General features: G+C 63.5%; 25 protein-coding genes. 11 read left to right on the plus strand and 14 right to left on the minus strand.

Going from position 1 to position 23701, the window contains the following annotated elements:
* Positions 1 to 101 precede the first annotated feature (101 nt).
* From CXY78_RS05130 to CXY78_RS05155, 6 genes are all read left to right on the plus strand, one after another.
* A complete protein-coding gene (locus tag CXY78_RS05130) occupies positions 102 to 1028 on the plus strand; it encodes a LysR substrate-binding domain-containing protein (RefSeq protein WP_104088362.1) in 927 nt (308 codons plus the stop codon).
* 107 nt (positions 1029 to 1135) lie between these two features.
* Positions 1136 to 2302: an acyl-CoA dehydrogenase family protein gene (locus CXY78_RS05135; RefSeq protein WP_104088437.1), complete on the plus strand. Its 1167-nt coding sequence runs from the start codon at positions 1136 to 1138 to the stop codon at positions 2300 to 2302.
* A gap of 9 nt (positions 2303 to 2311) precedes the next feature.
* Positions 2312 to 3295: a tripartite tricarboxylate transporter substrate binding protein gene (locus CXY78_RS05140; protein WP_104088363.1), complete on the plus strand. Its 984-nt coding sequence runs from the start codon at positions 2312 to 2314 to the stop codon at positions 3293 to 3295.
* A gap of 3 nt (positions 3296 to 3298) precedes the next feature.
* Positions 3299 to 3751: a MaoC family dehydratase gene (locus tag CXY78_RS05145; RefSeq protein ID WP_104088365.1), complete on the plus strand. Its 453-nt coding sequence runs from the start codon at positions 3299 to 3301 to the stop codon at positions 3749 to 3751.
* A 109-nt stretch (positions 3752 to 3860) separates the two neighbouring features.
* Complete coding sequence (locus CXY78_RS05150) at positions 3861 to 4703, plus strand: alpha/beta fold hydrolase (RefSeq protein WP_104088366.1); 843 nt, start codon at positions 3861 to 3863, stop codon at positions 4701 to 4703.
* A 39-nt stretch (positions 4704 to 4742) separates the two neighbouring features.
* On the plus strand, positions 4743 to 6272 hold the full coding sequence (locus CXY78_RS05155; RefSeq protein ID WP_104088368.1) for an NAD(P)/FAD-dependent oxidoreductase: 1530 nt from the start codon (positions 4743 to 4745) through the stop codon (positions 6270 to 6272).
* A gap of 579 nt (positions 6273 to 6851) precedes the next feature.
* On the opposite strand, the gene CXY78_RS05160 is transcribed toward CXY78_RS05155, so the two are convergent.
* The 13 genes from CXY78_RS05160 to CXY78_RS05220 form a co-directional block, all read right to left on the minus strand.
* A complete protein-coding gene (locus tag CXY78_RS05160) occupies positions 6852 to 7640 on the minus strand; it encodes a hypothetical protein (protein ID WP_140425661.1) in 789 nt (262 codons plus the stop codon).
* A 315-nt stretch (positions 7641 to 7955) separates the two neighbouring features.
* Positions 7956 to 8222 (minus strand): hypothetical protein, encoded by a 267-nt coding sequence (locus CXY78_RS05165; RefSeq protein ID WP_104088371.1) that lies wholly within the window; start codon positions 8220 to 8222, stop codon positions 7956 to 7958.
* Between the two features lie 76 nt (positions 8223 to 8298).
* Positions 8299 to 8685, minus strand: a complete 387-nt coding sequence (locus CXY78_RS05170; protein WP_104088373.1) for a sulfate permease — start codon at positions 8683 to 8685, stop codon at positions 8299 to 8301.
* 192 nt (positions 8686 to 8877) lie between these two features.
* A complete protein-coding gene (locus tag CXY78_RS05175; RefSeq protein WP_104088374.1) occupies positions 8878 to 10395 on the minus strand; it encodes an NAD-dependent succinate-semialdehyde dehydrogenase in 1518 nt (505 codons plus the stop codon).
* Positions 10392 to 11615 carry an iron-containing alcohol dehydrogenase family protein gene (locus CXY78_RS05180; protein WP_104088376.1) on the minus strand — a complete coding sequence of 408 codons (1224 nt, stop codon included), beginning with the start codon at positions 11613 to 11615 and terminating at the stop codon, positions 10392 to 10394. The genes CXY78_RS05175 and CXY78_RS05180 overlap by 4 nt, the downstream gene beginning before the upstream one ends.
* Positions 11612 to 12685 (minus strand): NAD(P)-dependent oxidoreductase, encoded by a 1074-nt coding sequence (locus CXY78_RS05185; RefSeq protein WP_104088377.1) that lies wholly within the window; start codon positions 12683 to 12685, stop codon positions 11612 to 11614. The genes CXY78_RS05180 and CXY78_RS05185 overlap by 4 nt, the downstream gene beginning before the upstream one ends.
* Before the next feature lie 34 nt (positions 12686 to 12719).
* Complete coding sequence (locus CXY78_RS05190; protein WP_104088379.1) at positions 12720 to 14243, minus strand: aldehyde dehydrogenase; 1524 nt, start codon at positions 14241 to 14243, stop codon at positions 12720 to 12722.
* Entirely contained in the window at positions 14240 to 15343 is a 1104-nt protein-coding gene (locus CXY78_RS05195; protein WP_104088380.1) for a mandelate racemase/muconate lactonizing enzyme family protein, read from the minus strand. Before CXY78_RS05195 ends, CXY78_RS05190 begins: the two co-directional genes overlap by 4 nt.
* Positions 15340 to 15888 carry a formaldehyde-activating enzyme gene (gene fae / locus CXY78_RS05200; RefSeq protein WP_104088382.1) on the minus strand — a complete coding sequence of 183 codons (549 nt, stop codon included), beginning with the start codon at positions 15886 to 15888 and terminating at the stop codon, positions 15340 to 15342. Before fae ends, CXY78_RS05195 begins: the two co-directional genes overlap by 4 nt.
* Complete coding sequence (locus CXY78_RS05205) at positions 15888 to 16826, minus strand: glycine betaine ABC transporter substrate-binding protein (protein ID WP_104088383.1); 939 nt, start codon at positions 16824 to 16826, stop codon at positions 15888 to 15890. The genes fae and CXY78_RS05205 overlap by 1 nt, the downstream gene beginning before the upstream one ends.
* A gap of 61 nt (positions 16827 to 16887) precedes the next feature.
* Entirely contained in the window at positions 16888 to 17676 is a 789-nt protein-coding gene (locus CXY78_RS05210; protein WP_104088385.1) for an ABC transporter permease, read from the minus strand.
* 2 nt (positions 17677 to 17678) lie between these two features.
* On the minus strand, positions 17679 to 18719 hold the full coding sequence (locus tag CXY78_RS05215; RefSeq protein ID WP_369827251.1) for an ABC transporter ATP-binding protein: 1041 nt from the start codon (positions 18717 to 18719) through the stop codon (positions 17679 to 17681).
* Positions 18712 to 19374 (minus strand): ABC transporter permease, encoded by a 663-nt coding sequence (locus tag CXY78_RS05220; RefSeq protein ID WP_369827252.1) that lies wholly within the window; start codon positions 19372 to 19374, stop codon positions 18712 to 18714. The genes CXY78_RS05215 and CXY78_RS05220 overlap by 8 nt, the downstream gene beginning before the upstream one ends.
* A gap of 284 nt (positions 19375 to 19658) precedes the next feature.
* Here CXY78_RS05220 and CXY78_RS05225 point away from each other — a divergent pair, with 284 nt between their 5' ends.
* Positions 19659 to 20402: an IclR family transcriptional regulator gene (locus CXY78_RS05225; protein ID WP_233197489.1), complete on the plus strand. Its 744-nt coding sequence runs from the start codon at positions 19659 to 19661 to the stop codon at positions 20400 to 20402.
* A gap of 132 nt (positions 20403 to 20534) precedes the next feature.
* On the opposite strand, the gene CXY78_RS05230 is transcribed toward CXY78_RS05225, so the two are convergent.
* Positions 20535 to 21200 carry a hypothetical protein gene (locus CXY78_RS05230; RefSeq protein ID WP_140425662.1) on the minus strand — a complete coding sequence of 222 codons (666 nt, stop codon included), beginning with the start codon at positions 21198 to 21200 and terminating at the stop codon, positions 20535 to 20537.
* 234 nt (positions 21201 to 21434) lie between these two features.
* Between CXY78_RS05230 and CXY78_RS05235 the strand changes: the two genes are divergently transcribed.
* From CXY78_RS05235 to CXY78_RS05250, 4 genes are all read left to right on the plus strand, one after another.
* A complete protein-coding gene (locus CXY78_RS05235; protein ID WP_140425565.1) occupies positions 21435 to 21698 on the plus strand; it encodes a hypothetical protein in 264 nt (87 codons plus the stop codon).
* 48 nt (positions 21699 to 21746) lie between these two features.
* Complete coding sequence (locus tag CXY78_RS05240; RefSeq protein ID WP_104088391.1) at positions 21747 to 22769, plus strand: MarR family transcriptional regulator; 1023 nt, start codon at positions 21747 to 21749, stop codon at positions 22767 to 22769.
* Positions 22769 to 23113, plus strand: a complete 345-nt coding sequence (locus CXY78_RS05245) for a hypothetical protein (RefSeq protein WP_104088392.1) — start codon at positions 22769 to 22771, stop codon at positions 23111 to 23113. Before CXY78_RS05240 ends, CXY78_RS05245 begins: the two co-directional genes overlap by 1 nt.
* A gap of 66 nt (positions 23114 to 23179) precedes the next feature.
* Positions 23180 to 23647: a hypothetical protein gene (locus CXY78_RS05250; protein WP_233206088.1), complete on the plus strand. Its 468-nt coding sequence runs from the start codon at positions 23180 to 23182 to the stop codon at positions 23645 to 23647.
* Positions 23648 to 23701 lie beyond the last annotated feature (54 nt).

Genomic DNA, 23701 nt, shown 5'->3' on the forward strand with positions numbered 1-23701 from the left:
TTACTCCCTGTCCAATATCAATTACGCTCTCGATTGATACTCCCAGGGCAATAGTGCATAAATCGTTGACAGTTTCATGCGCCTATCGAAATAGTTGAAGCATGGAAATCCAGCAAATTCGTGCGTTCCTGGCCGTGTCCGAGGAACTTCACTTCGGCCGCGCTGCCGCAAAACTCTTCATGGCGCAGCCCCCACTGAGCCGGGCCATCCAGAACCTGGAGCGCGAGCTCGGAACCCTGCTCTTCTCCCGCAGCACCCGTTCGGTGCGTCTCACGCCGGCGGGCGAAGCGCTCGTGCAGCCAGCCACAGACATCCTCGACGGCGTGCGTCGTGCGGGGGTCGCGGTGTCGTCGGCGGGAAAGGGCGAAACCGGCCGGGTGCGAGTGGCCTTCGCTGGAGCATCATCACACGTCATGGTGGGCACACTCGCCAAACTCGTGCGCGCGACCCACCCGGGAATCGACTTCGAGCTCTACAGCTCTAACTTCGCCACCCCCGCGCTCGACAAGGTGATCAACCAGGAGGTGGAGATCGGACTGGGGCGGTGGAACTTCATCCCGGCCGGCATCGAACATCGGGTGATCGCCTACGAGAACCTCGTGATCGCGATCCACTCCAGCCATCCGCTCGCCGATCGACAGTCCGTTTCCATGCAAGATCTCGTCGGCGAACACTTCGTGACGTTGCCGCAGGACCCCGGCGCGATCCTGCGCGATTACCTCATGCGACTGGCCAGCACGGCCGGTTTCGTGCCCTCCATCGTGCAGGTGGCTCCCGACACGTGGACGCTCGTCTCGCTCGTCGCGGCCGGGATCGGCGTTGCACTCACCGTCTCCACGGTGGCCGAAAACGTGCACTACCCCGGCGTTGTTTTTCTGCCCCTCGATGACGAAATGGCGCCCATCCTCTTGCAGCTCGTGTGGCGCGCCGACAATGACAGCCCGGCACTGCGCGAGGTCCTGCGACTCTCTGAAGAGGTACTCCCCACTCCACCCGTGATTCCCACCACCGAGATTCATGCTGAATAGAAATAATTCCGCCCCCGATTTGGTATTGGATCGAAAATAGATTTACTGGCACAGTCGGGAGCGTGGCGCTGGTCACCCAGCGCGCAAACTCGGCAAAGGAGCCACTCATGCCCGCGACCACCTCGGATATTCTGAATCTCGACGGGCTGCTGAGCGCAGCCGAACTCGAACTGCGTGACACGGTTCGGACCTTCGTACGGGAGAGAATCAGGCCGTATATCAAGGACTGGTACGAATCGGCGCACTTCCCGCCCGAGACCGTGGAACAGATGGGCGCCCTCGGGCTGCTCGGCATGCACCTCACCGGCTACGGCTGCCCCGGCCGGTCGAGCGTGGAATATGGCCTGGCCGCCATGGAACTCGAAGCCGGCCACTCCGGCCTGCGCACCTTCGTGAGCGTGCAGGGTTCGCTCGCAATGAGCAGCATCCACAAGTGGGGCTCCGAGGAGCAGAAGAACAGATACCTGCCCGAGATGGCAGCCGGCCGGCTGATCGGATGCTTCGGACTCACCGAACCGACCGCAGGTTCCGACCCGTCGAGCATGGCAACGACCGCCCGCCGGGATCACACCGGGGGCTGGATCCTCCAGGGATCCAAGCGGTGGATCGGCCTCGCATCCATTGCCCAGATCGCCATCATTTGGGCCATGACCGACGAGGGCGTGCGCGGTTTCATCGTGCCCACCGACACACCTGGCTTCACTGCGACGCCGATCGAGGCGAAACTCTCGATGCGGGCCTCCATCCAGTGCGACATCCTGCTCGACGACGTTCGGCTTCCCGACACCGCGCTACTGCCGGGAGCGCGCGGCCTGAGCGGACCGTTCGCGTGCCTGAATGAGGCCCGTTATGGCATCATCTGGGGTGCGATGGGTGCCGCGCGGGACAGCTACGAAGTGGCCCTGGCGTATTCCCTCGAACGCATGCAGTTCGACAAGCCCCTCGCCGCGTACCAGATCACGCAGCTGAAGCTCGTGAACATGCTGCTCGAAATTCAGAAGGGCACCCTGCTCGCCATCCACACCGGCCGCATGAAGGATGCCGCTGTTCTCGAGCCCGTGCAGATTTCACTTGGCAAGCTCAACAACGTGCGCCAGGCGCTGGACATCTGCCGCGAGGCCCGTTCCGTCCTCGGTGGCAACGGGATCACCACCGAATACTCTCCGCTGCGCCACGCGAACAACCTGGAGTCCGTGCGTACCTACGAGGGAACGGACGAGGTGCACACGCTCATTCTCGGCAACCACATCACCGGCATTCCGGCGTTCCGGTAGGCGGAAATAATGTCTAAGACACGCACATACCTCGTGGTTCCCGCCGCAGTCGTCGGGCTGTCTCTCGTGCTGGCCGGGTGCGCGGGCGACACGACCGGCGGCAGTAAAGAGACCTACCCGTCGAAGGCCGTCACGGTTCTCATGCCGTACGCGGCCGGCGGTCCCTCCGATCTCACCGCACGGTCCGTCTCGTCATGCCTCGCCGACGTCCTCGGCGAGGCCTTCGTAGTGGAGAACAAAGCGGGCGGCAGTGGGGCAGTGGCAATGCAAGAGCTGGCAAGCGCGAAACCGGACGGCCATACCCTTGGCCTGGGAACGGCGGGCACGCTCATCATGACCCCGATGGTGAACACGCTGGCCTATTCGCTCGACGATTTCACCCCGATTGGCGTCATGGCCGAGAATCCTACGCTCATCGTGGTGGGCGAGGAGTCCCCGTACGAGAGCGCGGAGGAATTCTTTGCGGCTGCGGAAAAGCATCCGGGCACACTTACCATCGGCGTTCCCGGAGCTTCCAGCCCGGCCGCAATCGAGCTGCAACGCCTCCGGAACGAGTATGGAGTCGACGTCGTGGCCGTTCCGGCATCCGGAAATGCCGAGATGACCACCAGCCTGCTCGGCGGGCACGTCGACGCACTGTTTATCAACGATCACCCCGACGTCGATTCACGCATCGACGAGGGAACGTTTCGGGCGCTGGCCGCGACGACCTCGCAGCGACTGCGCTGGCTTCCAGAGTTGCCCACGCTTGCCGAGCTCGGCTATACCGATCTCGTGAATGCGACATCCATCTTCGGGCTGTTCGGCCCGAGGGACCTGCCGACGCCCATTGCGACGGCACTCGAAAGCGCCCTTGAAGCATGCATGACCGACGCCACTCTTCTCGAACAGCTCGGGGAGAACCTCGTGCCCGAGGAGTTCCAGGGCGGGGCGGTTCTCGGCGAGAGCCTGGCCGAGACGCAGGCCGTCTACCGGCCGATCCTAGAGCGCTGACCCGTGCGAGAGATTCACGGCCTCACACAGCTTGAAGAGCTCGTCGGCGAGGAGCTCGGCGTTAGCCGGTGGCACACTGTGACACAAGATCAGGTCCTGGCCTTCGCCGCTTCAACGGGCGACCAACAATGGATTCACGTTGATCCCGTCGCGGCCGCCGCCGGACCCTTTGGCAGGACCGTGGCTCACGGGTACCTGACGCTCTCGATGATTCCGTTCCTGACCAAGCAGGTATACCGGGTCGTCGGACTGCGCATGGTCGTGAACTACGGGCTCAACAAGGTGAGGTTTCCAAACCCCGTGCCCGTGGGCTCCCAAGTGCGCGACCGGCTCACGCTCCTATCCGTGACCGAGTCGGAACGGGGCCACCAAGCCGTTATCGGCCATCGCATCGAGGTCGATACGCCAGACCGGATTGCTTGTGTGGCCGAGACCGTGTCACTTCTGGTCGAATAGTCCCGTCTCCAACCGGATGTCGACGCACGCGTGGCAGGTGATGACCACCAAGTTGTCCGGACTCGCAATCGAACGGGTCAGTAGCTGCCCAATAATCGAAGGGATATGAATGAAGATTCATCCAGATGCGCAGGAGGGGCTCGTCCTAATTGGTGACTTGACTGTCCCCTTCTACGACACAGGCGCCCCGTACGACGCGAGGCCAACGGTCGTGCTGGTGCACGGCACTGGCGGAAGCGCCTCCACGCATTTCCGCACGTTGTTCCCCATGCTCACTACCCGATACCGAGTTATAGCCCTCGACCTGCAGACTAAGAATGGAGAACTGTCCTTGGGCTACCTTTCGGCACAGGTCTCGCGCGTCATTGATGAACGCGCTCCGAATCAGGGCGTCCACCTTGTGGGGTACTCGCTGGGCGCATTGGTGGCGGCAGATCTGGCCGCGGACAGGCCCGCTGCCGCCCTAACGCTGAGCCTCGTCGCCGGATGGGTCCGGGCCGGCACGCAGCAGAAGCTGCGTAACCGGATCTGGCAGCGCCTCTTCGAGACGGACGACAGCCTGTTGCGTGAGTTCGCGACATTGACGGCCTATGGTCCACTGTTCCTCGCCAGCAAGACCGACTCCGAGGTCCAGGCACTGATCGAAGCCCGTCAATTTCCCGCGGGGATTGCCGAGCAAATGAAGTTGAACCGAGACGCCGACCTGAGCGACAAGCTGCCCAAAGTTCTTGCTCCAACCTTGGTCATCGCCGGTAGCTATGACCAGATGGTCCCGGACCGGCAATCCAAGCTGCTCTTCGGCGGCATCGCCAACGCACGTTACGCGGTCATCGAGAGCGGACACGCCGTTCCGCAGGAACGCCCGGCCCAGCTCTTTCAAATCATCAACGAGTTCCTCACGATCCCCGAGGCCTTCCCGAGGGGTCAGGTCCTAGAACGAATCCACATCTAACACGTCTGCAACGCAATACAAGGCGCAACTGGAGCAACAATGGAAAACACTTCACTGAAAAATTCCGAACGCGGTGCTTCACTCGATGTCATCATCATCGGCGCAGGCTTCGCTGGCCTGGGAATGGGTACAAAACTCACTCGCGAGGGGAAGCGCTCGTTCGTCATTTTGGAGCGCGCGGATGACGTCGGTGGCACATGGCGTGATAACCACTACCCGGGGGCGGCCTGCGACGTCCCATCGCACTTGTACTCCTTCTCTTTTCGGCCGAACGCAGAGTGGTCGCGGATGTTCGCATCCCAGCAGGAGATCCTCGAGTACCTCCGCAACGCAGCGGAAGAGGAGAACCTGCTGGAGCGAATCGTTTTCCACGCCGAAGTCACTAGCGCCCGCTGGGACGACCAATCTTCGCACTGGATTGTGAACACCCCCCAAGGGCGGTTAGTTGGGAAAGCCCTGATCACCGCGGTAGGTCATCTCTCCGAGCCCAAACTACCCAACATCGATGGTCTCTCCGAGTTCTCCGGCGACTTATTCCACTCAGCGCGGTGGGACGACGTTGTCCAGCTGGAGGGTAAGCGGATCGGCATCATCGGGTCCGGAGCCACTGCCATCCAGGTGCTACCGGAGGTCGCCAAGGTCGCCTCCGGCGTCGTCGTCTTCCAGCGTTCTGCCCCCTATGTGACTCCTCGTCCCGACCGGGCATACTCCGAGGAGGAAAAGGGCCTATTCCGCAAGATGCCCGAAACCATGCAAGAACTGCGCAAAGAGATGTTCTGGTCCAACGAAGAGCGCTACGCCCAGCGCCGCGGCACGCCCGCCTTGGTCTCGACTGCAGCGAAAGTGGCGATTGACCACTTGCACCGACAAATCACCGATCCGGAGCTGCGCCAGAAGCTGACACCCAACTACACGTTTGGCTGCAAGCGTGTACTGAAGTCCAACGACTACTACCCTGCCTTCACCCAAGAGCACGTGGAGCTAGAAACAGGCGGAATCGATCGAGTTGAGGGGAATCGCGTGTTCACCAAGGACGGAGTCCCCCACAAATTGGACGTGCTGATCTCTTGCACGGGCTTCGAGGCGACCGATCTCCCGATTTCTTACCGTGTCACCGGCCGCAACGGAATCTTGCTCAGCACCAATTGGGCCAACGGTATGCAGGCCTACGCCACAACAGCCGTGCATGGATTCCCGAACATGTGGATTATCAGCGGCCCAAACACCGGGCTGGGTCATAACTCAGCGGTCTACATCGCGGAGGCTCAGATCGACTACATCATGGGCGCCCTGGATTTCAAGGACGAATCCGGGCTGCCTCAGCTGGAGGTTTCCGAGTCGGCCGAAGAAGCGTACATGGGCCGTCTGGACAGACTCGCCGAGGGCACGGTGTGGCTCACCGGCGGGTGCAAGAGTTGGTACGTGGACCATCGCAACGGTCGGCTAACAACCCTCTGGCCGGAGCCCGCCTACACATTCCGGCAGGTCAACTCGACTTTTGACGCACAGGCCTACTTGCCCTCAGGTAAGAACTACACCGACGACAAGTCCCTTGTCACGGTCCCATAGTACAAAAGACGGTGTCGGCAACGACCAGAGGACCATCAGGACCTTCAGGACCAGACACAAAATGTATAGTCGCGGTCAGCTTGGCCCCAATGGTCGCAACGGGCGAAAACTCTAGCTGCCCAGACGCTCGAAGCCGGCATCGTGGGGGATCAACGATCCGTTTCCCTCCGTGGCATTCGCGCCCATGGGTGGCACCAAACAATCAGGTCTCGGCCGCGGTGGCGCAAGTGCCGGCATGCTGGAGTTCCAAGAGACGCGGTACGTAGCCTGGAAAGCCTGAATGTGGTGGACCGTTCATGTAGTCCTCGCGTTGTTGGTCGGCTCGAGCATGCAGCGCGTTACCGGGATGGGGATTGATTCGGTGGCCGTCCCCTTCCTGGTCCTCCTCGTCCTCCTCCTAAGGCCTATTGACGGCGTCATCCTCGTTGACCCGTGCGACGCGCTGACCGCCGCCATCATTCTCGGGCGCGTGGTGCGGCACGGGGACTTTCGGCGGGCCGGATGGCTTGCCCTGCTTGCATCAGGGCGCTCATCTTGCAGTACATCCCCAGCGCCTGGTTGGAGATGCCCATCGGAGGGTTACTCGAGCGGGGCAGGTGCCTGTACGAACAGCGATTCCACTGGCGCACGCGGCTTCCCGCGACGTGCCCTTGCCTGGTTCTCCATCTCAGCTTCGACAACATACCGCTTGCAATTACGCTGCACCTGCGTTACGACAGCTCTTACGAGTTGGTCGAATTGCTGTTGTCGCTCTACCCGCCGCACCTCAGCTTTCGTACTCCGCACGGCCGCGGCGACGTCGCGGCTGGTCAGTAGGTCGACCCGGCGCATCCGCTCTGCGATTATCTCGACGGCTCGGGCGTGAACGATGGTCTCCGCCGGAACCGACGGAAGGCCCATGAGCGCTCTGGTCTCCACGTAGGCCTCGGCGAACTCGCGCATCCGAGTGTCGTTCTTCAACATGTGCTCGGTCAGCGATTCCGCGAACATCGTGAACTGCCGCAGATGCTCGGGCCGCGATGGGTCAGTGAAATACGCATGGCCCTCGCGTTCGCTGGCCCGGCGCTCGGCCGCCGTCGTCGCGTGCAGAAGCTTCGGCGGAAACCCGGCCCGACTCAGGCTGCGCTTGAGACGTCGCGCTGCCGCGTTGGCCTCCAGCTCGGACTGGTAGATCTCCGGATGGCTGCGCCGCAGCCGCTGCAGCTCGGCCCGGCGCTCCTTGTTGCGCTCGGCCCACTGCCGGGTGATCTGCTTCTTGCGCTCGGGGTCAGCATCCCGCCTGGCCGCGGCCCGAGCGTTCACCTCGTTGCGATGGGCTTCGTAGTAGCGGTTGTAGTACTCGCGCACCTTCTCGCGATTCTCCACCACCCACCGCTGCTCATACTCACGCCTGCGCTCCGGATGCTCCACCCGCCAGCGCTTCGCCCGCTCCCTCCCCCCCCCTCGCATGCACCTCCGCCTCACGATGCCGACGAGCCGCGGCCCGACGCATCGAATCACGATTGAGCTCCCGGGCCCGATCAAGGTATTCCGACCGCCAGAGACGATTCAGCTCGCGGATCCGGTCGCGATTCGCCGCCACATACTGACGCCGCCGCTCCGCCGCATCATCAACAGACGGATGCTCCACCAGCGACTTCCGCGCCGCGGCACCTTCCTCAGATGGGTCGTTCATGATCGCGGTTACTCGGCAGGCGGCGGAGCCAACTCGATGACCAAAGCAAGCAATTCAGAGCGATGCGCCGTCGGATTCGTAATCACACGCCCGACAGCGACGCGCAGCCGTTCGGCATCCTCGTCTGCGATCCCGGCGACGGGCTCCAGGCAGTTCGCGATGTCGTTCTGCAGGTTGGGGCCGTCATCGTCGACGGCGATCTCCGGATAGTAGAACAGCGCAGCGAGCGCGGTGCGGCTGAGCAGATCGTCAAACTGATCCTGTGAGATCGTCATAGTGAAGCCTCCTGTGCGCGGTCGTGTGTGAGCTAATCATGCCGCTACCAGGAGGTACGCCGACCGTGACGTGAAGTTAGCTGCGCCTGGATACGAGCGTGGGCTCGTCGAAGCGCTCGACGCCCTCTGGGAGAACCGCCCGCGTCATGCGACGGCGGGCCACAGCCTCACGAACGCGCACCGCGATCAACTTGAGCAGGCTGATTGGCCCGATCAAGAGAATCTTCAGGGTGTTCCAGAGACACAAGATCACGAGCAGGTTTAGCCAACCGGGACTACCGGCTTCGACCTGCGCTCGGCAATACACCGCAGCAAGCGCATACGGAACCGCGAGCAGCATCGCCGGCACACCCCACTTCAGCCCGCGCCTCGTATTGATCGCGTCGATCACAAGAGCGGTCGGCATGAACCGGCGCAAGAAGAAGTAGCTGCCGGCGGTGGCGGCCAGAATAGGTTCGAACATGGCGCGGCTTTTCAGATGCTCGGCAACAAGAACCTGAAGGACTGAAAGTCATACCATCGCAACGAGCGACGGCGCGTTATAGAGGTTGCCTTCCAACACCCTAGAACTGGATGCTTATGGAGGAAAGCCCCCAGCTGTAAAGGTCCAGACGTGCCCGATGGGCGCATCGACGCCGTCGATACGCCCAAAGGTCTAGTTCACAGCAGCAAAGGGGTCGGCGATGCCGACGTAGCGAGTCTCCAAGTATTCTTCGATGCCCTCGAAACCGCCCTCTCGGCCCAGCCCCGACTGCTTGACTCCACCAAACGGTGCGGCCGGATTCGAGACGATGCCCGTATTCACGCCGAGCATGCCCACCTCGAGCTCTTCCGACAATCGCAGGGCACGGTTGAGATCGAGAGTGAATACGTACCCGACCAGACCGAACTCGGTGTCGTTGGCCAACGCGATCGCCTCCGCTTCGGTCTTGAAGGTGATGATCGGCGCGACGGGACCGAAGACCTCTTCGCGCATGATGCGTGCGGAGGCGGGGACATCCGTCAGCACGGTCGCCGCGTAGAAATACCCGGGTCCATCGATGTACGTGCCACCCAGTGCCAGAGTTGCACCCTGGCGTTGGGCCTCGATCACGAGCTCGTGCACCTTGGCCCTGGTCGCCTCGTCGACGAGCGGGCCGAGCAGCGTGCCTGGTTCGGTGCCGCGGCCGACGGTGTGGGCGCGCATCCGCTCTACCAAGCGTTGCGTGAACTCCCCCGCGATGGATTCGTGCACCAGCAGGCGGTTCGCTGCGGTACAAGCCTCACCGCCATTGCGCAGCTTCGCGACCATCGCGCCGTCGACGGCGGCATCGAGATCGGCGTCTTCGAAGACAAGGAGCGGAGCGTTACCGCCAAGCTCCATGGACACTCGCAGCACCTGGTCGGCCGCAGTTTTCAACAGGTTGATCCCCACCGGCGTCGATCCGGTGAACGACAGTTTACGAAGCCGAGAATCGGTGATCAGCGGCCCAGTCACGGCACCGGCACTTGTAGTCTGCACGACGTTGAGCACCCCGGCCGGCAGCCCGCACTCCTGCAGTACCTGGGAGAAGAGCAGCGCGCTAAGCGGTGTCAGCGCTGCTGGCTTCAGCACCATCGTGCACCCCGCTGCGATAGCCGGAGCGATCTTGCGCGTGGCCATGGCCAGGGGAAAATTCCATGGTGTGATGAACAGGCACGGCCCGACCGCACGCCTGGTCACCATCAGGCGGCTTCGACCGTCGGGCGCGACCGCGAACCGGCCCGAAATGCGGGCCGTCTCCTCCGAGAACCAGCGCAGAAATTCGGCGCCGTAGCTCACTTCACCGCGGGCCTCGGCGAGCGGCTTGCCCATCTCGAGCGTCATCAGCAGGGCAAAGTCGTCGGCCCGCGCGGTTACCGCTTCGAATGCAGCCCGCAATATCTCGGCGCGCACACGCGGCGCAGTCTTTGCCCACCCCTTTTGGGCAGCGGATGCCGCCGCCAGCGCCGCGAGGCCGTCTTGCGGCGTCGCATCCGCTACCTGAACCAGAACGTCACCGGTCGAGGGGTCGCAAACGTCGAAGGTGCCTCCATCGCTCGCAGCTCGCCACTCACCGCCGATGAACAGACCGGTGGGCAGGCTCGCGAGGAGCGCCAGTTCGTCGGCGCGGGTGACACCGGCAGGTTGCCGGGTTTCGGTCGTGGTGGTCACAGGGATTCCTTCAGAATGCGCACCACGTCATCGACGGTGGGCTGGATCGGATTGTTGATGGTCACGCTGTCGCCGAGCGTATCGGCGGCGAGCGATGCCAGATCACCGTCGGTTACTCCGAATTTCGAGAGCGGGCCGGTCATGCCGACCCTCACGGCCAGCGCGGCGACGGCCTCAATAGCGCGCTGCGCGTTCTCGGCCTCGGTCACGTCGGTGCGCCCGACGCCGAGAGCGAAGGCCACCCGAGCGATTCTTGCCGCGCGGGCGGAGAGGTTGAAGCGCAGCACACCCTCGATCACGATGCAGAGCGCTAGTCCGTGCGGAATATTGAACTGTCCACCAAGCGGATGCGCGATGCCGTGCACGAGACCGAGTCCGGTGTGCGAGAAACCGACTCCTGCAACGTGGCTGGCGAGCAGCAGTTCCGCGCGGGCCTCAATGTCGGTTCCGTCGTCGACGGCGCGCGGCAGAAACTCGGCGACGGTGGCGATGACCTGTATGGCGATGCCGTCGCTGTACGGGTTGGCGCGCACGGACAGGTAGGACTCGAGCGCGTGGGTGAGGGCGTCCATGCCGGTGGCGGCGGTCGCGCCGGCCGGCAGGCCCACGGTGAGGTCGGGGTCGAGCACGGCCGCCCGGGCGAGCGCACTGTCGTGACCCACATAGAACTTGCGATGGCTGACCACGTCGGTGATCACGCCGAAGGCGTTCACCTCGGCGCCGGTGCCCGCGGTGGTGGGCACCGCGACGATCGGCAGGGCCGGGTGCGCGAAGCTGCTCGTGTAGTCGAGGCCGATGCCGCGCTGCGGGTTGCGCGCGCCGAGGGCGATGCCCTTCGCGGCGTCCATCGACGATCCTCCGCCCACGGCCACGATGCCGTCGGCACCGACGGATGCCGCGAGGTCGCTGCCCTCGTCGACGCACGTTGTCGTCGGGTTCGGCGTGACCCCGCCGTAGACGGTGACGGTGAGCCCCGCTGTTTCGAGGGCCTCGCGCACGGCGGCAACGACTGGGCTGGTGGCGAGGAAGGGATCGGTCACCACCAACGCGTGCGTCACCCCGCTGGCGGCAGTGATGCGGCCCACCTCAGTGACGCTGCCGCGGCCGAAGTGCGCGATCGGTTTCGGGTCGAGCACGAGCGAGATGTCGCTCAGCGGCCGGGGCAGCGGGGCCAGTCCGGTCGCGGCGGCGGTCGCATCCGTTGGGCGGATGGTGCTCATGCGGAGGCCAGATCGGCGTTGACCGATGACGCCACGGCCGACGCGGCAGCGGATGCCGCCACGGACGCGGCGACGGCGGCATTCGCGGACACTTCGGCGGCTTCCTCGGCCGCTGCGACGGCAGCGACCACGTCGGCGGGGCTCGACGGGGTGGAATCGTTCAGTCGCAGGTTGATTCCACTGAGATCCTCATAGAGTCGCACCGGGCTCATCTCCCCCGCGGCGTCACCGTATTGGGCGCGGGCGCGGCGGTAGATCTGTTCGACCAGGCCGCTGAGTTCGGCGGGTACCCCCACGGAACGGGCCAGGTCGATGGAGAGTCCGAGGTCTTTGCAGGCGAGGGCGATGGAGAAGCCCTCGTCGTAGTCGCCGTCACCGAGGATGGACAGGACGTCGTGCTGTACGAAGTTGCTGTTGGCGGGGCTCGCGATGAGCGACGCTCGGAGTACGCCCAGGTCGACACCCGCTTTGACGCCGATGCTGAGCACCTCGGCGGTCGCGACCAAATGGGAGAACCAGAGCTGGTTGATCATGAGTTTCACGGCGTAGCCGGTTCCGGCGGCACCGACGTGCAGGATTCGCTCCGGGTCTCCCATCGCTTCGAAGATCGGCAGCAATACCTCGAAGTCGTCAGAGGAACCGCCCACGAAGATCTGAAGCATGCCCGAGGCAGCACCGACCGACATTCCGCTGACGGGTGCGTCCAGAATGCGCAGTCCGCGGTCGGCGTGCTCGAATCGCACCCCGTTGGCCACGTCGGGAACGGAGGTGGACATATCAATCCAGCAGCCGCCATCCGCTATGCCGGCGAGGATGCCCTTCTTGCCGTTGACGACGGTGTCGACGTGCCGCGGAGTGGGCAGCATCGTGATGACGACGTCGGTCTGCGCGGCGACCTCGGCCGGGGTGTCGCCCCAGACGGCGCCGTTGGCGAGCAGCGAGGCAGCTGATTCCCGCCGAATGTCGTTCACGACCAGTGCGTAGCCGGCCTCCTGCAGATTGCGGGTCATGCCGGAGCCCATGTTGCCTAGGCCGATGAAGCCGACTCGCGTCGACGGAGTAGCGGTCATAACAGTTTTCTCAATTCAGTCTGTGGTGGTCGAGTTAGTCGAGGGGGAGGGTGGAATCACCCAGGTTGATCCAGGTGGTCTTCAACGCGGTATATGCGTCGAAGGCGTGCAGCGACCGGTCGCGGCCACTGCCCGAGTTTTTGAAGCCGCCGAAGGGAGTGATGATGTCGGAGGCATCGAAGGTGTTCACCCACACGGTGCCGGCGCGCAGTTCGCGAGCGGCAGCGTGAGCGGTGGAGATGTTGCTGGTCCAGACGCTCGCGGCGAGGCCATAGGGGCTGTCGTTGGCCACGCGCACGGCCTCGGCCGCGCCGCGCACCGTGGTCACAGCAAGGGCCGGGCCGAAAATTTCTTCCTGCCCGATTCGTCCCGTGTTGTCGACGCCGTCAAAAACCGTGGGCTCAACGTAATAGCCTCCGAAGAGTCCATCGGGGCGCACTCGGCCACCGCCGTGAACGTCGACGCCCTCGGCGCGCGCGATCTCGGTGTACCCCAGCACCCGGTCAAGCTGCTTCTCGCTCGCGATGGTGCCGATCTGGGTGGCCTCGTTGAGCGGATCCCCCAGCACGAGCGATCGCCCCACCGCCAGCACCCTGTCGACGAGTTCGTCGTGCACACGCTCGTCCACGATGAGGCGACTGCCGCCGTGGCAGGTTTGCCCGGCGTTGTAAAAGATGCCCCAGGCAACCGATTCGGCACATGCTTCGAGGTTCTCAGTGTCGGCGAGCACGACCTGGGCCGACTTACCGCCGAGTTCGAGGGCCACCTGCTTGCCGTTCGATTCGGCGGAGTAGGTGAGAAAGCCGCGCCCAACGGCGGGTGAACCGGTGAAGGTGATCTTGTCCACAAGCGGATGCCGCCCCAGTGCCTGCCCGGCCACAGGTCCGAGCCCGGGAACGACGTTGAAGACACCCGCGGGGATGCCGGCCTCGGCCGCTAGCTCGGCGAGCTTCAGCGCCGACAGGCTCGTCAGTTCGGCCGGTTTCAGTACTACCGAGTTGCCGGCTGCAAGCGCGGGCGCGATCTTCCAGGCTGTGATGATGAGGGGGTAGTTCCACGGAACCACTGCGCCGACGACGCCGAGCGGTTCGCGGGTCACGAGGGCGAGCGCCGACTGGGGCGTGGGTGCCACCTCGTCGTAGATCTTGTCGATGGCTTCTGCGTACCAACGCACTGTGCGGGCGGCCTGCGGCACGTCAACACGGCGGGCGTCCCCGATGGGATGCCCGGAATCGATGGATTCGAGCAGGGCGAGTTCGTCAAGGTTTTCGAGCATCAGGTCGCTGAGGCGGGTGAGTACCCGGGCCCGCTCGCGTCGGTCGGCTCGGCTCCAGACGCCGCGCTCGAAAGCGCTGGCCGCAGCGCGAACCGCGTCATCGACATCCGGAGCGCCTGCAGCGCTGACCGTGCAGAGCAGACGGCCGTCGCGCGGGGAGAAGCTGTCGAAGGTGGCGCCGTCGCGGGCCGGCCGAAAAGCGCCATCGATGAACAGCCGGGTCTCGGGCTTCAGGGCCGCGGCCCGGGAAATCCAGACAGATTCGCCCAAAACGGTGGTCATACGGTGTACCTCTTTACTGCGTCCCAGTCGATCTGCGCGCCGAGCCCGGGCAGGGATGGCACGACCAGTTCGCCGGACGCGTTGATGTCGAGCGGGGTCATGAAGAAGTCGCGGCGTTCGGGCGTCCAGCCGGGCGGGTCGTAGGGAAACTCCAGGTACGGCCCGGCATCCACCCCGGCGGCGACGTGCAGGTTTGCGAGCAGCCCCAGCCCGTTGCTCCAGGTGTGCGGGGTGAACATCCGGTGCCGCAGGTTGGCAGATTCGGCGACCTGCCTCGCCCGGTACATGCCCACCGAGAGGGCGACGTCGGGCTGGTAGATGTCGTAGGCATCCGCTTCAATGAGGGCGCTCATTTCGCCCATACTGCGCACCATTTCGCCCGCGGCGATCTGAATGCCGGTTTCCGAGCGGATGCGCCGGGCACCGACAACGTCGGCCTGCGGCAGCGGTTCCTCCAGCCAGAGCACCCCGAGCTCCTGCAGCTCGGCGGCGATGCGACGTACCCGGGCCAGCGGCAGGGCGGCCTCGATGTCTCCGCTCATGCGCCACATCTGGTTGAGGTCGACCATGATGTCGAAGTCGGGGCCGACCGCTTCGCGCGTGGCGCGCACGGCGGCGATGCCCTCGGTGATGCTGTCGCGGGCAATGCGGATCTTCATCGCCTTGAAGCCGCGTTCCCGAGCGGCGAGCGCGGACTCGGCCCGCGCGGCCGCCGGTTTCAGCTCACCGCACGAGGCATACGCGGTGAGGCGGTCGCGCGCCCCGCCAAAGAGCACACTGACCGGCAACCCGGCGACCTGCCCGATGATGTCCCACAGCGCCGCTTCGAGCGGCCAGTAACGGCCGCCGTGAAAGTTGATCGTCTCGATGCGGCGCACCTGGTTGAGGATCTGTAGCGGGTCAGTGCCGATGAAAAGGTCTTCGTAGGCTTCGAAACCGTCCATGGTGTCGCCGGAGCCGACGCCGATCAGACCGGCATCCGTTTCGACCTGCACCAGGGTGGCGGGAAAGTCGCGCCGCGGAACGGGGTCCCAGGCCGCCGAGAAGGGCGGATCGAGTGGCAGATTCAAGCGGATGAGACGGATCGCCGTGATCTTCATGTGGATGCTCCCGAGAGGGTTGGTGCCGGAGCCGCGGTGTTCGCGGGCGTGAAGAACGGGTTGGACGGGCTGTCGCGGGCTTGGATCACGGCGTCGGTGCTTGGCAGTCCGGCCGCACCGTTGACGAGGGCAGTGTGCACGGAGAGGCGGTTGTGGGCGTAGACGGCTTCGGCGTCGTCGGCGCCCGGGTTCACCCATACGGCGGCAATGATCACGTGACTGTCAGCCTGTTCTCGCGAGATGGTGCCGTCAGTCAGGGCTTCGGCGACCCCGGCCGCGATGCCGGCCTGCGCCGGTCCCCAGATCAGCACGCCGTGAGCATCCGTTGCCGGAGCGGCCTTGGTCACGAACAGGGTGAGCGGTTTGACCGGCAGGGAGGGGCGCAGCACGGTGACGAAGGGAACGTGACCCGCGCTCGGGGTGGCAAGGGCGGTCGCCCAGGCCACCCCCGCCGGACCTTCGCGGTGACCGAAGACCGTGTTGACGTGGGCGGCGTTCACTCCCTCGCCGATGAAGCTCTCGCCGATCTGGAGGGCTTGCGTCATCAGATCAGTCCCTGTTCGGTCAGCCATTCGTTGGCGATGTCTTCGGGGTCGTCTCCGTCAACATCGGCCAGCGCGTTGAGCTTCTGCATTTCTTCGGTCGTCAGCTTGTCACTCATCAGCGCCATAACCTCGGCGATGCCGGGGTATTCATCGAGTGTGGTCTGCTTGAGCGTGAACGCGCCCTGGTATACCGGGAAGAATTCCTTGTCGTCCTTCATTACCGTGAGGTCGAGGGCGGTGATGCGCCCATCCGTCTGGAAAACCTCACCGAAGTTGCAGTCGTCGCCCTTTTCGGTGGCCGTATAGATAACACCCGTGTCGAGCAAGGCCACATTGGAGTCGGGAACGTCGAGACCATACGCGGACTTGAGACCCGGCCAACCATCATCGCGGGTCGAGAATTCACTCTCAATGCAGAAGGTCTGGTCGGCCACCGGCAGCTTGGCGATGTCGCTGAGCGAAGTGACGCCCAGCTCTTTAGCCTTGTCGGAGCGAATCGCGAACGCATAGGTGTTGTTAAGCGGTGCTGGGTCGAGCCACGCGATACCGTTGGCGGCGTCGGCCTCCTTGGTGGCGGCGAACTGCGCTTCCTCGCCCTGTACGGGAGCGGTGTTGTTGTTGTAGGTGATCCAGGACGTACCGGTGTATTCCCAGTACCCCATGAAGTCGTCACTTTCGAGTGCGGCGCGAACGTTGGCCGAGCCGACAACCTGCGTGTTGGCATCTGTCTTAGCGCCGTGAGCATTGAGGAGACCGCTCGTCAGGTAGGCGAGGATGTACTGCTCAGAGAAATCCTTGGCGCCGATCGTACCCGTGAGGCCGGTGACTTCGTCACCCTTGGACGCGGTCCCAGCCGAACTGCCCGACGAACAGCCGGTCAGGGCCAGGGCGCCGACGGCCGTGAGGGCAAGGATAGAAAGGACAGTGGCTTTTTTCATTGTTACTCCTTGGGTGTGGGGTTGGTTGGAGCTGCTGTGATCGAAGAGGAAAATTGAGAGTTCAGGTGCCACGGGGGCGGAGCACGTCTTCGGCTGTAGCGGCGATCCAGTCGATGAGAAGGGCGATACAGGCGACGAGTACGGCGCCGGTCACTAGGACTGGGTATCGCTGCAGTTTCAGGCCGTTAACGATCATGTCTCCCAGGCCACCGGCGTTGATGAAGGTGGCGATCGTCGCCACCCCGACGCAGAAGACCAGCGACGTGCGCAGCCCGGCGAGGATCACCGGCACGGCGAGGGGCAGCTCGATACGAAAGAGCACCTGGTTCTGGGTCATACCCATTCCGAAGGCCGATTCACGCACATTCTCGTCGACCTGTTGCAGACCGATCATGGTGTTACGCAGCACCGGCAGAAACGAGTAAACGACGAGCCCGACGAGTGCCGTAACGTAGCCGGTTTGCCAGAGGATGGCCAGCAGAATGATGACGCCGACCGCCGGCGTTGCCTGGCCCACGTTGGCGAGGCCCAGCACGATCGCCTTAATCAGGCGCGAGCGCGTGCGGCTGAGCAGGATTCCGGTCGGAATGGCTAAAAGGGCCACGAGCGCGGACGCAACTACTGTGAGCCCGAGGTGCTCACGCACGCGGGCGATGATGTAGTCCGTGTTGAGGGTGCGGGACTCGATCGAGTCGAGCGTCAGGCTCGACAGCCAGAGAAAGAGCACGACGAGCACGAGTAGCACCGCGGCGGGGGTGAGGAACCGCTTGATCGACCAGATTTCATCGCTACGCCGGGCAGTGCGGCGCAGCACAGTCGGGGTCGCGCTGGTAGCCGTCGGGACGACCATGGTCAGGCCTCCGCAGTAGGGGCGAGAACGGGCACTTCGGCACCGAGCACTGCGGAGATTTGGTCAACGCTAATCGACCCAACCGTCTTGTTTAGCTCATCAACTACGGCCAGTGCCGGGAGTCCTGAAAGAACGAGGGAATTAAGGGCGTCACGCAAAGAATCCGTGGTGCGCACCGTGGTTCCTCCCCCAGTCGCGGCGTTTGCGGGGCCGAGGCGAGCTGCGGTCACAGGAATGAGGACGAGGCGTTTGATAGCAGTGCCCAAACCGATAAATGAAGAGACGTAGTCGTTGGCGGGGTTCGAGAGAATGTTCGCCGGGGTATCGAATTGTTCAATCTGGCTGCGGTTACTGAGCACGGCGATGCGGTCGCCGAGACGCACGGCCTCGTCGAAGTCGTGAGTGACGAAGATGATGGTCTTGCCGATCGATGCTTGAAGGCGCAGAAACTCGGCCTGTAGTTTCTCACGGGTGATCGGGTCGGTCGCGCCGAACGGTTCGTCCATGAGCATCACCGGTGGGTCGGCGGCCAAGGCACGAGCAACACCTACGCGCTGTTGCTGTCCGCCGGAGAGCTGCTTGGGGTAGCGGTGCGCGAAGTCGCCGGGTTCGAGGCCCACCGTGGTGAGGAGTTCGTGCACCCGGTCGTTCGTTTTTGCTTTGCTCCAATTTAGGAGCTTGGGCACAACGCCGATGTTCTCGGCGATGGTCATGTGCGGAAACAGCCCGATCTGCTGGATGACATAGCCGATGTGGCGGCGAAGTTCACTCGGGTCGAGCGAGAGTACATCGCGGCCGTCGATCGAGATCGAGCCGCTGGTGGGCTCGATGATGCGATTGATCATCTTCATGGTGGTGGTTTTGCCGCATCCGCTCGGACCGACAAACATGATTAGCTCGCCGGGCTGCGCGGTCATCGAGAAGTTCTGAACCGCGGCGACGGGCTGGTTGGCGTACTGCTTGGTTACGTTGTTGAGCTCGATGAGCGCACCACTCGTTTTGCCGGCGATCTGCAGCAGGGCGGTGTTTGGTTGCTTAGGCACGGAGTCCCCTTGAGGTGGTTGAACGGGTGATGCCCACGAAGGCGGCATCGACTACGAGGGCGAGAAGCACCACACCGAGCGTTCCGGTGAGGGCGAAGTTGAGGGCGTTCTTAGAACCGAGCGAGCTGAGACCCTGAAAGATGAACTGGCCAAGACCGGGACCGGCTACGTAGGCTGCAATCGCAGCGACGCCGATCGTGAGTTGGGCGGCCACGCGTACCCCAGTGAGAATGATTGGCCACGCCATTGGAAGCTGCACGCGGAGCAGCACCGTGAATGGCGTCATGCCCATACCAAGGGCGGATTCCATGATCGCTGGAGAAACCTCGCGAAGGCCCACGACCGTGTTGCGCACGATTGGCAGCAGCGAGTACATAACGAGGGCGATCACGGTCGGCGTCCAGCCCAGGCCAACTGCGGGAATCAGCAGGGCGAGCAGCGCAAGCGACGGGATGGTGAGGGCCACGCCTGCAGCAGTGATGACGGCGGACCGTGGAAGGGGCTTGTCCCACACCAACATCCCCACTCCGACACCGATCACCATGGCGATCGCCAGGGCGACGGCCACAACGGCGAGATGTTCGCCGAGCAACTCCAGGATGTCGTCCCACCGGCGGGCCCAGAACGTCAACAGTCCGTTCAGGTCTAAGGTCACGGGCGCGTCCTCCTTCACTCAACTCTGCGTGAACCGCGATTCAACTGAATAGCGGTGGAATACAGCGAGACTACGAGATCGTGCCCTTTTGCACAACCATGATTGTGCATATGGCAACATTCAACTATTCTGCAACCATGATGACCATGTTGAGCGGCTCGGATTCCGGAGCGGCCAAAGCAGTACCACGGCGAAACTCCGCTGGATTACGCCGGGATCTCGAGCTTCTAGAAATTCTCGGTTCTCCAGAAGCTGACTCCTCTGGTGGGCTTGGAGTCCTCCGTGTGGCCCAGTTAGCCGGACGCGACAAGGGCCTCGTGTCGCGCACTTTGGCGACTCTTGCTGAGGTCGGTTTGGTCTCCCGCGACGAAGTCACGCAAAACTACCGTCTGGGTTACCAGCTCTACGCCCTCGCAGCGCGCACGCTCGAATCTCGCCTCGTGCGCGCATCCGTGCCGTACCTTCGACGGGTGGTCACGGCAACTCATGAGACCACCCACCTGTGTGTCTTGCGCGGGGGGAGCGTGCTGACGTTGGCGAGTGAACTCAGCGAGTATGCCTTTCGCGGGCTCGGCTGGGAGGGTGTTAGTACGGCCGCCTGGCGCACGTCGTCAGGACGAGTGCTCGTGAGCGATTGGGCCGAGGACGATCTTCGGCGCTGGTATGAAGCGCACGGACATGATGAACCGGTGTTGGGTCCAGTCACACCGCTGCTCATGTACAGCGACACAGCCGAAGCAACCTCACGCGAATCACAGGGCGTACCCCTCGTCACCGATTTTGAGAGTCTGAAGCGCGAAGTGGCGCACATCCGTCAGCGTGGCTACGCCACCGTCGACGAGGAATTTGAGAAGGGCGTCGTGGGGGTCTCCGCACCGGTCTTCGATTTTCGGCGCAACATCATTGCCGCTATCAACGTCAGCGCACCGAAGACCAGGCTGGGAACGCACCTCAATGAGGCCGGGGTACTGGCTGCCCGTGTCGCGGCGGAGCTCTCGGTGCAGCTCGGGGCGCCCGCCCAGACCTAATCGGAAGAACGACGACGGTGAGACCGCGAGCACCTCGTACGTCGTTGCTAAGCCAGAGTTGGTGCGCTCGGCGCGACGACGGGTGACTGCATCATCACGTGGTTTCGAATCTGTCGGCCACCATCTGGTGAGCTAGAGCATTAGACGCGGAACGACAGCTGATCGGGGCGCAAGGTAAGCGTGATTTTCCGCCAGCCGCTGCGCGCCCTCGAGTGCGGCACGCGCTCGAGAGGCGTCAAGTTTCTGCGCCGCCGACTCCGGTACTGCACCTAGCGGCTTAGCACCCGTAATGCCGTAGCGATCGCGGTACGCCGAGACCGTGCTCGCGTACTTTCGCCACACAGCGAACGCCGATCCTCGCGGCGGTACGCCGAGCGCTCGAGTCCGCGGCTCCCCTGCGAGCGATGCATGGTCGAGCACCGCGCTCGCCCTCGATTCGATCAGGTCCGCGCGCTCGACCAATGCCTGGTGCATGGCAGCATCCATCGGGCCGAGCGCCCGTGGCATGAGTCCAGCGACGAGACGCGGCGCACGGCGCGAGCGACCCGCTCCGCTATCCCGCGACACGACCGCCGCCACCCGGGCCCGCAGCACCGCCGCGATATCCTGCGCGTCCTCGAGCCCGCGCGCCGCAACCACGCGCGGCAGCAGGCTCGCAACGTCGACGAAGTGGGCCTCGGCCCGCCGCAGCTCGGCGGTCAACGGTCCGAAGGCATCCGAATTGACCACGTCCAAAGCCCGCGAAGGCGAGAGTCGCTTGATTCGTTCTTCGCGGACGTAGTCGTCGGATAGAGGCACACCCTCATCCTATTGAGGTGCCACGAACAGAGGATGGTGTCAGCCTCATGATCGCGAGAGGTTCCAAAGCCATGCCAGGAGGCAACTGCCTTGGTATAGGCCTATGTTGAGCGAATTGCCATCGATGACTGGATGTAACACTGCTGGCCTGGCGGTTACTGCTTCGCCGCGGAAGCAACGCAAAAGGCGTGTATTCGGAACGTGCTTTCCAGCTCGAGCGCGGCGGACTCAATCGTGAACCGCCTCCCCAAAGACGCCCGAATCATCAACCTCGGCCAGATCTACCTGCACAGGCACCGCAACGACCAAGCCCGCGCCCACGAGGCCGGCTGGAAACAACGCCAAGGGGGCGCGGGTATCCGGCCCGTGCCGCTGAAACTTCGTCAGAACCGCGCTACCAACTCATTGGACTCTCGCTACCATCAGGCGCGACTCGCCAACTGGACCACGGAAAGGATCAAAACTCAGGCTCGCGGCATCTTGCTGGATTCCGTCTAGAGAAAATACGTACTAGTAGTTATAGTGAAATAACTCGCTAAAAGGAATATGAGGATCACAGTGCCGGCTTCGGCGATTTCTGAGTCTGACGCAGTTGACGTGCTCATCGCGGCCGGTTTCGACGTGTCCGTGCGTTCCGACCAGCGTCGGGGCGTTGGCCTTCTCGTGAGCCGCGGCGGCGAAACCGCTGCAGTGCAAGTGAAGGTGCGGCAAAAGACGATCTATGAATGGGACGCCCTGCATTTGCTTGAGTATGCCCAGGAGCGTGTCTTGGTCGTCGTGCCCGTCGCAAGCCGCGGCCTCATCGACGCCGCGAAGCGCGATCGGCGGTTGGGCGTTGTATCGCTCAGGGATCGACTCCTTGTCTGGGACCGCGAGGAGATACACTCGCCAGACGTGATTGTGGCGGCGCATGCGTCAGTGGCTGTGCCTGGCCGACGACGCAACCCGTGGGGTCGCTGGGCAATCATGCGTGCGTACCTCCACGACGGGGAGCCTCGATCCCAAGTCGAGCTGGCGAAGGAAACCGGCGTGACACAGTCTGCGGTGTCCAAGTCAAACAGCGCGCTCGGTGGCCTTATTGTGAGATCAGCTTCTGGTTGGAGGGCGACAGATCGCTTAGCGCTCTGGGATATCTTCATGGCTGAGTACGCGGGCCCGGGTGGAATCACAACACACTGGTACGGGCTGGATGCTGTCACTGACCAGTCGAATGCGGTTGTGGCCGCCGGCGCATCCGCTGGAGTTCAGGTTTTGGTCTCTGGAGATTCCGCAGCTGACCAGTTGGCGCCGTGGCGGGCGCCTGCGCGTGCGGTCATCTACGCCACGTCGGGGATCGCCCTGAGCAAGCTTGGCTTCGCGCAAACCACTGCTGCGCGTGCCACGCTCACGTTTACCGTTCCGGCCGACCAAACGATTTGGGCAACCGCAGCCTCTTGTTCGCAACGAACCAACACGCCGACCGTCGATCCGGTCATGGCGGCGTGGGATGTCAGTCGGACGGGTGGCCCGGACGCGGATGAGGCTGTTCAACGGATCCGTGATTTGGTGCTTGCACGAGGAGGATCTTGATGGTCCGACGCTCGGTGGAGACGGTCGCGACCTCCAACGCCGACGAGGCCGCCTACCAGGCGTTGGAAGACGTGGTCCGTATCACCGAGCACCTCAAGGATGTCCGTGTCGTCGGCGGCCACATGGCCAGCTTGCTGCTGACCGCATTCCCCGTCGCGGGAGCCATCATCCGGCGAACAATGTGGCTAGATGAGTCGATCGGACCGGCCGCAGTCCCAAGTGGCGCAGGGGTGTGTTGTCGGATAGCGTCGCATTTATTTCGCGGTTCGCGGGCTTGTCCATCTGTGGAGGTGCGCACGCGCAAGCACTTCCATGGCTACGGTTGTAACGAGCACAGTGATTGAGAGCGCGTGATGACGTACAGCGTAATTCGAGTTCGCGCGACGCCTAGTGCCTCGCGCTCAGGGCACATGGGTGGCATGGTCGTGGTTGCTGGTATCGCGGTGGCCGCGTGGATTTCTTTCGGCCGCCACCTCTTCGGGATCGGTGGCGACCTCACCATCATCTACGCGGCGACGCTGGGTGTGATTTTTGCCGCCTTGCTGGTGTTCACGGGGCTCGCGGTACGACGCACGGCACGTCGAGGGTTCGAAACTCGCGCGATAACATACGCGTTTTTCCTTGCATCAGGCGTTATCGGATTCTTGTTGGGACTCACGCTTCCAGATTCAACACCTCGCGGTTTGCAGACAATCATCAGCGGACCCACACAGCCTGCGTTGGATATCGCTATTGGTATCGCGAACCCCCTGGGCGTTATCGGAATCGCGACCGCGATCATTGCGCTCGTGCTTTCGATTCGCGATTCGCGCGGGCGAATCACGCTTGTTGAGTCTTGGGGCGACGAGGATGACGGCGCCCTTGTCGACCCCGCGTAGCGGCAATTCGTTGCATCGACGCCGCTTCCGAAAGACCCACGTGCAGCGCGTCAG

Origin of the sequence: Cryobacterium sp. N19, assembly GCF_002929595.1 — a bacterium.
In the GTDB taxonomy this organism is placed as follows: Bacteria; Actinomycetota; Actinomycetes; order Actinomycetales; family Microbacteriaceae; genus Cryobacterium; species Cryobacterium flavum.